At 42.0% G+C, this 5,679-nt stretch carries 5 protein-coding genes; all 5 read left to right on the forward strand.

All coding sequences use genetic code 11. The features are described from left to right. Positions 1 to 184: 184 nt before the first annotated feature. On the forward strand, positions 185 to 805 hold the full coding sequence (gmk, locus tag HUS62_RS22035; protein ID WP_054563423.1) for a guanylate kinase: 621 nt from the start codon (positions 185 to 187) through the stop codon (positions 803 to 805). Positions 806 to 908: 103 nt separating this feature from the next. After that, entirely contained in the window at positions 909 to 1,184 is a 276-nt protein-coding gene (rpoZ, locus tag HUS62_RS22040) for a DNA-directed RNA polymerase subunit omega (protein ID WP_054554225.1), read from the forward strand. Positions 1,185 to 1,314: 130 nt separating this feature from the next. Beyond that, the gene (gene spoT / locus HUS62_RS22045) at positions 1,315 to 3,420 is read left to right on the forward strand and encodes a bifunctional GTP diphosphokinase/guanosine-3',5'-bis pyrophosphate 3'-pyrophosphohydrolase (protein ID WP_175081165.1); all 2,106 of its coding nucleotides are present in this window, start codon (positions 1,315 to 1,317) and stop codon (positions 3,418 to 3,420) included. An 11-nt stretch (positions 3,421 to 3,431) separates the two neighbouring features. Continuing rightward, complete coding sequence (locus tag HUS62_RS22050) at positions 3,432 to 3,824, forward strand: RidA family protein (protein WP_054554223.1); 393 nt, start codon at positions 3,432 to 3,434, stop codon at positions 3,822 to 3,824. A gap of 153 nt (positions 3,825 to 3,977) precedes the next feature. After that, positions 3,978 to 5,582 carry a DUF342 domain-containing protein gene (locus tag HUS62_RS22055; protein WP_175081166.1) on the forward strand — a complete coding sequence of 535 codons (1,605 nt, stop codon included), beginning with the start codon at positions 3,978 to 3,980 and terminating at the stop codon, positions 5,580 to 5,582. The last annotated feature ends 97 nt before the right edge of the window (positions 5,583 to 5,679 follow it).

A 5,679-nucleotide genomic window follows, 5' to 3' on the forward strand; every position in this document is an offset into this window, starting at 1 on the left:
GTTGAATCAGCTCGTGAAAAACTTGAGAGGGCTTATGGTGCCCTCAACTAGTCAGAACTTGTGTGATGGAGTACTAGTCCTTTTTCAAACTTGAGCACTTTTAGCGAAATAAAGTACAATAGTTCAATTAAAGGCTTGGATTAGCGATAGTCCGAGCCTGTTTATTTTTCATTAGAGACAGATCATGGCGCAAACTCGCGGAAATTTATTTATCTTGTCAGCTCCATCAGGGGCTGGTAAATCAAGCTTAATTGGTGCTTTACTAAAGAAACACAGCGATATGAAGGTATCGGTTTCGCATACCACTCGCTCACCTCGTCCGGGCGAAGAAAACGGTGTGCACTATCACTTTGTCTCTGTGGATGAGTTCAAAGCGCTAATTGAGAAAAATGACTTTTTTGAATGGGCGCAAGTGTTTGATAACTACTATGGTACGTCTAAGCAAGCAATCGAAAGCCAACTTGCAGCAGGTATTGACGTATTTTTGGATATCGATTGGCAAGGTGCTCAGCAAATACGCAAATTAGTTGATGATGTTGAGACTATCTTTATTCTTCCGCCATCAAAAGAAGAACTTGAATCACGCTTAAATAACCGTGGTCAAGACTCTGCTGAGGTAATCGCAGGAAGAATGGCAAAAGCACAATCAGAAACATCACACTATAATGAGTATGATTATGTTGTTGTTAACGATGACTTTGATACTGCACTTACAGAAATCGAAACTATCGTTATGGCTAAACGTTTATCGTTAAAAAGCCAAACTGTGCGCCATCAGGCATTATTAGAGAACTTACTTAAGTAATACTTTTTTAAGAATAAGATAAAAATTAACCACAAGCTATTGGCGAATTTAACTTGGTACAGTAAACTACGCCTTTGCTTAAGAATTTATTTGGAGTGCTAAGATGGCTCGCGTAACTGTTGAAGATGCAGTAGATGCAATTGGTAATCGTTTTGACTTAATTTTAGTTGCGGCTCGTCGTGCCCGCCAAATCGCGGTTGGTGGTAAAGATCCACTCGTTGATGCTGAAAATGACAAACCAACGGTTATTGCTTTACGTGAAATTGAGAAAGGGTTAGTAGATAGCTCTTCTATGGACTTAATTGATCGTGAAGAACAACAACATCAAGAAGCAGCAGAAATGGCTGCTGTGGCTGCTATCGTAGGTGGCAACCAATAATCAAGCTCCCCGCTTTGATTTAGCTATACGGCTAGTATTTCTACACTAGCCGTTGGCAAGCCCTTCTTTTCATCGTATATTCTATTCATACCGTTACCGATTTACTTCATTTGCGCATTGGAGTGTGACTTTGTATCTATTCGAAGGCCTCAAAAAGAAAATATCCGAATACTTACCACCTGCTGAGATTGAGCTGGTACAAAAAGCATACGTGGTCGCTCGCGAAGCCCACGAAGGCCAAACACGCTCAAGTGGCGAGCCTTATATCACCCACCCTGTCGAAGTGACACAAATACTTGCCGGCATGCACTTAGACCACGAAACGCTGATGGCTGCCCTGATGCATGACGTGATTGAAGACACTGACTTTAGCCAACAAGACTTAGCTGAAATTTTTGGCGACACCGTTGCCGAGCTTGTTGAAGGGGTGAGTAAGCTAGATAAACTCAGCTTTAAAGATAAAAAAGAATTCCAAGCCGAAAACTACCGCAAAATGATTATGGCGATGACTCAAGATATTCGCGTGATCTTAATTAAACTGGCTGACCGTACTCATAACATGCGTACTTTAGGCGCACTGCGCCCTGACAAACGTCGTCGTATTGCCCGTGAAACTCTAGAGATTTATGCGCCAATTGCGAACCGCCTTGGTATTCATGATATTAAAAATGAATTAGAAGATTTAGGTTTTCAAGCGTTATATCCGATGCGCCATCGCGCATTAAGATCAGAAGTGGTCAAAGCACGTGGTAACCGTAAAGAAGTTATCAGTAATATTAAGACTGAAATTGAAGCGCGTTTAGAAGAGTCTGGCATCGAAGCAACTATATCAGGCCGCGAAAAACACCTTTATAGCATTTACAAAAAAATGCTCAATAAAGAGCTGTCGTTTAACGAAGTGATGGATATCTACGCGTTCCGTATCAATGTTGATAATATGGATACCTGTTATCGCGTATTAGGTGTTGCTCATAACCTTTACAAACCAATCGAAACCCGTTTTAAAGATTACATTGCTGTACCAAAAACCAATGGTTATCAATCACTCCATACCTCATTAGTTGGCCCTCATGGTATTCCTGTTGAAATTCAAATTCGTACCCACGACATGGATCATATGGCAGATAAAGGGGTGGCTGCTCACTGGATGTATAAAAAAGCCGGTGATAGCGCAGGCCACACAGCACAGCAGCGTGCTCGCCAATGGATGCAAAGCTTACTGGAGCTTCAGCAAAGTGCGGGCTCATCATTTGAGTTTGTTGAAAACGTTAAAACAGAGCTATTCCCTGAAGAGATCTATGTTTTCACGCCAGATGGTCGTATCGTTGAGCTTCCAATGGGTGCGACAGCAGTCGACTTTGCTTATGCAGTTCACACTGATGTAGGTAATACTTGTGTAGGTGCACGCGTTAACCGTAAACCTCACCCGCTGAGCAAAGCGCTTGATACAGGGCAAACGGTCGAAGTCATCACCAGCTCAGGGGCGCACCCTAATGCAACTTGGTTAAACTTTGTTGTAACAGGTAAAGCACGTTTAGGTATTCGCAATTACCTGAAGAGCCAACAGCATGAAGAAGCCATGCTGCTCGGTCGACGTTTACTAGACTCAGCACTTGGTGAAACCAAACTGGATGATATTCCAGATGAAAACATTCGCCGTGTACTTCAAGAGCATGAACTAAATACCGTACTTGAGCTATTAGTCGAAATAGGCTCAGGCAATCTAATGAGTGTGCTTATAGCAAAACGCTTGATGCAAGTTGATGCAGACGACCTAGACGACCTTGCACAAAAAGCAAAAGCGACCATCATCGGTACTGAAGGCATGTTAGTTAATTACTCTAAATGCTGCCGACCAGTCCCAGGTGATGCTATTACAGCTTATATCAGCCAAGGTAAAGGCCTTACTGTTCACCGCCAAGAATGTAAAAACATTCGTGGTTGGGAAAAAGAGCGCTCAAAATACTTAGTTGTAAAATGGGACGATAACCCAGAGAAAGAATATATTGCAGCCCTGCGTATTGAGATTATCAATCACCAAGGTGCACTGGCTAAATTAACCAATGTTGTTGCCTCAACCCAAGCCAACATTGTTGAAATAGCGACTGACGAAAAAGAAAGTAATTTATACATGATAGATTTAGGCATCACGGTTAAAAACCGCGTTCATGTTGCTAACATTATGCGCCGCATTCGCGTCATGCCTGATGTGCAAAGAGTCTATCGTAAAAAGTAACAAGGATAATCATGAACAAATCTTTTATTTCTACTGATAATGCACCTGCAGCAATCGGTACTTATAGCCAAGCAGTTAAAGTAGGCACGGCAGTTTATTTATCAGGTCAAATTCCACTTGTACCAGAAACAATGGAAGTGATCTCTGAAGACTTTACTGAGCAAACTCACCAAGTATTCAAAAACCTAACAGCTGTTTGCCAAGCTGCGGGTGGCCAAATTCAAGACATGGTAAAAGTGAATATCTTTTTAACTGACCTATCTAACTTTGCGATTGTTAACGAAGTGATGAGCCAGTACTTTAAGCAACCATACCCTGCACGTGCCGCAATTGGCGTACGTGCGCTACCAAAAGGCGTGCAAGTTGAAATTGACGGTATCATGGAGCTACCTTCAACAAACTAATCAGCCCTGCCAGCAACGCAAAGTTGCTGGCTCTTTTTTAGAAAAAGTTATTACTTCCCTCATCCGAAATTCTTGACTCATCAGCAAATCTCTAGCACTCTGTTGTTATAACAAGTAAAACCTTTAGCTAATGTAGTAAAAAAGGATCTCCAGGTGTTTAAGCTCGCTCACAACGGCAACGTTTTATTAGATGTTCATGAAAACTCGCCTCCTAGTGCTGCGTTTATTATCGAAGCATTAGAAAAGTCACCATTTTGCGAATGCAGAGTGGATCATGAAGCTATCAATAACTTCTTTAAAAGCGACTCAAATGAGCGCATGCTTGTTGTTGCCTCTAAACATGATGCGAGCCTAGTTGTCACCCTGAGTGATGATAAAATGCTGGCTACTGGCGAGCTAACTTTAGCTGAAGGTGGCAAAGTCATGACGCTTGACGATGCTAAAAAAGAGCTTATCAAAGCAGGCGTTGCCCGCGGTTATAAGCAAGCTTTCTTAGAAAAGTTATTACAACAACAGTTTGAGTTACCTGCAGGTGAAGTTACTAAAGGTGTGCTCGCAAAAGGTCGGTTGCCGATTGATGGCCAACCATCTAAGTTCGTACCACAGGTTGAAACCTTAAAAGACCGCTTAAAAAAACCTAAACTACGTGAAGACGGCACAGCCGATATGCGTGACTTTGGCAAGCTCGCAAGTGTCGAACCCGGTGTATTACTTATAAAACAAATTCCTGCTACTCCTGGTAAAGAAGGCTTTACTGTTACTGGTGATGTACTTCCTGCAAAACCGGGGGAAAACAGCAAACTTGTCGCAGGTGAAGGCACCGAAATATCAAAAAATAACCCGCTTGAGCTAATTTCTGTGATCGCTGGTGTACCTGTTGATATTGCTAATGGTATGCGTGTCGATGATATTTTTACTATTGCCGATGTAAACGTAAAAAGTGGCCACGTAGATTTTGAAGGTAGCGTTATTGTGACTCATAACGTTGAACCAGGCATGCGCATTAATGCCAAAGGCGATATCACAGTGATGGGTACTGTGGAATCTGGTCATTTATCAGCAGCTGGCGATATCACCATAAAACAAGGTGTAATTGGTCACCAGCTCGAAGATAAAAAGCTGTCATGTAATATTATCAGCCAAGGTGACATTCACTTATCACATGGTCAATACTGCTACCTTGAAGCCAATAATATCCTCATTGAACGCCAAGCCAGCCATTGCAAAATGAAAGCCACCAAGCTATTGCAAATAGGCCAAGAAGATAATCCGCAAGGCAAGCTATTCGGCGGAGAGATCCTAGACGCACAAATGTTAATTGCTGGCGAAATAGGTAATGAATCGGGTGCAAAAATGGTTATTCACTTAGCAGCCTCGGGTGCTGATGTCACCGCGCAAACTGATCAGTGTTTAAAAGATTTAGCACAAACAGATTCACAACTAGATACTTTGCAAGCGGCTATCGAAAAAGCAGATCAAGTAAAAGACGCCGAAAAGAAAAAACAGTTACTCGCAAAAATTGGTGCCACACAAATACACTATTGCGAGCAAGCTGAAATGCTTGAGAAAAAGCTATCAAGCTTGGAGCATCATCTGCATGATTTACTGGAAGATGCGCAATTAGTCGTTAATAAAAAACTGCATTCAGGGGTCGAAATTCATATTTTCGAAAAAGTTCTACTCACTAACCGCCAATACCCACCATGTAAGGTAAAACTTGAAGAAAACAAGGTTGAGGTAGAGTTTAAAACTAGTTAATAAAAAAGAGGCTGAAAGCCCAATGCCAGTCAGTTAAGCTGACTGGCATTTCTTTTTTTATGTGGGTACTTTGATGGCTTAGGCTTTATCGCTCTTG

This window comes from Pseudoalteromonas sp. 0303 (assembly GCF_013349995.1).
Taxonomy (GTDB): domain Bacteria; phylum Pseudomonadota; class Gammaproteobacteria; order Enterobacterales; family Alteromonadaceae; genus Pseudoalteromonas.

What these genes read in the sequence shown, in the direction of transcription:
- rpoZ (WP_054554225.1), top strand. Translation starts at nt 909, where the DNA reads ATGGCTCGCGTAACTGTTGAAGATGCAGTAGATGCAATTGGTAATCGT.
- HUS62_RS22050 (WP_054554223.1), top strand. Translation starts at nt 3,432, where the DNA reads ATGAACAAATCTTTTATTTCTACTGATAATGCACCTGCAGCAATCGGT.
- gmk (WP_054563423.1), top strand. Translation starts at nt 185, where the DNA reads ATGGCGCAAACTCGCGGAAATTTATTTATCTTGTCAGCTCCATCAGGG.